The organism is Helicobacter sp., from assembly GCF_022770205.1.
In the GTDB taxonomy this organism is placed as follows: Bacteria; Campylobacterota; Campylobacteria; order Campylobacterales; family Helicobacteraceae; genus Helicobacter_D.
In genome coordinates this window covers 1-3,456 of sequence record NZ_JALEIK010000017.1, presented here as the reverse complement: position 1 = coordinate 3,456, position 3,456 = coordinate 1, and the positions used below count along the sequence as shown (strand labels likewise).

General features: G+C 36.2%; 1 pseudogene. It reads right to left on the bottom strand.

The features are described 5' to 3' along the window. Positions 1-3,435: pseudogene (locus tag MRZ19_RS03205) on the bottom strand (hypothetical protein); the annotation flags it as partial. Between the last annotated feature and the right edge of the window lie 21 nt (positions 3,436-3,456).

Below are 3,456 nucleotides of genomic sequence, written 5' to 3'. Positions count from 1 at the left end.
CCTTTTAAAAATAATCTTAGCAACTGCATTAAAGATTCTCTCTAAAACATTCCGCCCCCTTAGTAGCTTTCTAAAAGCCTTATTGCTTAACTCCGCTAGCATTTCATCCACACTGCTTAGCGCATACATTTCTTTAAGATGTTTCTCTTTGCTAAAGCTTTCAAAGAGTGTATGGATTTCTTTAACCCCTTCTCTTTGCAAGGGAGTTAAATCTTTTGGACTCGTATGTATTGCCCTATTGCTTACGCTGTGGATTAATTCGTGTAGAATAGTCTCTGCTTCTTTTTCCCCTTTTGTAAAGACTTTTGCCGTGTTTGTCTTTGGATTAAAATGCCCTAACTCACCTTTTAAACTTGTGCCTTTATTGTCAAATTTCACACCTAGTTGTTGTGCGACAACAAGTACTTTATCAAAAAGCTTTGCATTCTCTTTGTCTTTATTTGTTAAGGCAAAACGCACTCTAGCTTCCCTTAAGCTATACTCTAAATGATTTAATCTTGTTTCATCCGCGATTCTTGGCGCAACTTTATCTAAGCTTTGCATTAATTGCGATTCTTTTGGTGCGTCTTGTAATTTAAAGTGAATGCTAGATGGGTTATCTTTTTCTTTGATTTTTGCTTCTTGTGTTGTTTGTGGTATAATGTCCTTATCGCCACTAGCACCAGTCTCGCTTGAAGTGTTAGTATTATGCTTAACTTGGTGCGAATACGCTGGGTTAAGGGCGTCATCTTTGTCTTTATTACTTTTAATCTGACTTTGACTTAAAATCTCTTTTGCGCTAGAATTATTTTTGCCCCTTAGGGATAGATTGTTTCCATTCCCTAGCTCTTTTGAGTTCGTAACTTGGTCGAAATTCTGTGCGTTGGGGCTCTTTTTTTGTGTGGTTTGTGGTATAATCTGATTAGAGTTTAAAGGCAGAGTCTCGCCTTTTGTAATTGCGGAAGACGCATATAAACTTTCCGCACTCTCTCTAGGTTCATAAGTTGTTATAATCCACTTATTTGTCGGCGTTCCGTGCCAATTATCCTTAATTCCCAAAATTTGATTATCTAGCTCAATTCTCAATCTGCCCTTTTTATCTTTTACAACCTTTCCATCGCTTACGATATTGGGGATATTGCGTATTAGTTCCAACGCCTTTGCTTCCGCTTCTGCTTTGCTTAATCCTTGTTCCATAAACTCAGCTATTCTTTTATCTAAAATATGCGCTAATCCATAGCCTTTATGCGCTTGTGCGTCTGTTACTTCACCCCACACTAAATCAATATCGCCTAACTCCTCCCTGTAAAATGCTCCTGCGACTTGTCCTTTAAAAGGTTCTTTTCCCTTATGCGCTTGTGCTTCATTCATTAACTTTACAATTCCACCTTTTCCATCGTGGTAATATTCTGCATAGTTTGTTCCAAATTCTTTTGTAGGGTTAATGTTAAAAAAGTTTTCTAATTTTGCTCTATAAATCGCAAAAGCATCGCCATAATAATGCCAACTTTGCTTATCAATCTCTGCATTTCTTAGCAGTAAAAATTTACCCGCTAAATCCTCATCCATTAAATAAGTTTGCTTTATGGTTTGTATTTTCTTATTCCATATTTGGAATTGCATTTGACTGGATTTATTAAATGCATCTTTGTATTCCTTGCTTTGTTGAAAATCCTCTAGCTTCTTTTTAGCCACATTATATTTTTTAGCTATCGCTAGTAACTTTGCCTTTGGTGCGTTTTCATCGCTTGCCCTTTCCCACTCTTTGTGTATTGCATCTACTTTTTGTTGGAGTTTTTCCCTTTGTTGAAAAATATGCTGGACGCTTTGTGTGAAGTTTAAAAACTCATTTTCAAGCTTTTTTATATCCTTGTTCTCAAAGTTTTTAAGCCTAGCATTTAAGCCCTTAGCATATTTTTGTTGCTCTATTGCGTCTTCTATGTTTGCGCGTTTGGTGTATGTATGTAATAAATCGTTGTGTAGCTTTTCGTATTCTTGTGCAAGCTTGTATCCTTGTTGGTATGTAAGAGGGCTTGTGCGCGCGATTTCAAATTCTAAAAAATTACCCAATGTTTCATCCATAACACTCTCTGGAGTTTTAAGGAATAGCGTTTGCACTGCATCTCTAACACGCAAAATATCAGGGAAACCCTCAGAAATCCTATTCCATTTTAGCCTTTCTACGTCTTTTATAAGGGCGTGAAAATCTTTGTTCGCATTCAAAAAGTCTTGTATGCTTTGTTGTTTAATCTCTACATCCTTTTGCGCATTTTGATACTCTATTTGCATTTTTTCTAAAGCATTTTTTGGTAGAATTGCGTCTTGGTTAAGTGAAGTAACAGGGCTTTGCTTTGCGTTAGTTCCAATGTTTTCACTTGTTTTAGACTCAATCAAATTAAGGCTTTGCAATTCTTTTTTATTTCCACTATCATTTTGTAGTATAATCTCACCATCGGTTTTAGCAATATTAGCGTTTGGGCGCACAACATCTCGGGTTACTTGAGCTTCAACCGCTACTCCTGCTTGTGTGTGCGGCGAGCTTTTGGGAGTAGGACTCAAGCTTTCTAGCTCTATGCTATAAATCTTATTTTTAGTTTGGTTTGGTATAATGCCATTATGTTGAGTTGTAAAAGAATAATTCTCTTTACTTGGCGTAATGCTACTAGCAGAGTTGATTCCCTTGCTAGTCTCAGCTTTTTTGCTTTGTAAAGGATTGTTTTGTGATATACTTTCATTTGCGCTTTCAAGGTTTTGAGTTTCTTTAGAAACTAGGGCGGTGTGGGCTTGGTCTCCTTGTTGCCTCCACACTACTTTTTCTGCGTTTTTGATTTGATTTATCACATCTTTTATTTTTGTAATAGGATAACCCGTAACATTTATCGTGTCCTTATCCTTTGTAATTGCTATATAATACAAATCGTGCGTATCTTTATGCTGGTAAGCCTTGATATATTCTTGTCTTAGCTCATTTTCACGCTTTACCTCTAAAACAATGTGCGGATTTTCCTTAGTATCGTTAAATAACTTCGCATAAAACTCCCTTTGCGCCTTATCTTGCTTAGAATTAAAATGCTTAAGTATATTTTCTAAATTATCCTTGCTTATCTCATCGGGCATTATACCTGGCTTTATGCTTTTAAGGCTTAAAATAGCTTCTTGCTTATCTTTGCTTAAAGCCTTAAACGCATCACTTTTAGCATAAGAATCTATCTTTTCTATTGTTTTTTGCTTGTGTTTGTCAATCGTTTGCAAGTTTAAATTGTCGTTTTGGGATTGACTTATTTCTTTATGCTCTTGTAATTCTTTATTCTTTTGTGCCTGTTCTTTTGCATTCACTCCTAAATCCCGCGCTTGTTTAATTCTCTCTTTTGTGCTAAGATTTTGTTGTGCGTGAAAGTCTAAGGAGTTACTTGGATTGACTCTAAGGGATTGTGCGTTATGAATTCTCTCTTGCATAAACTCTAGCATTTTCCTTGT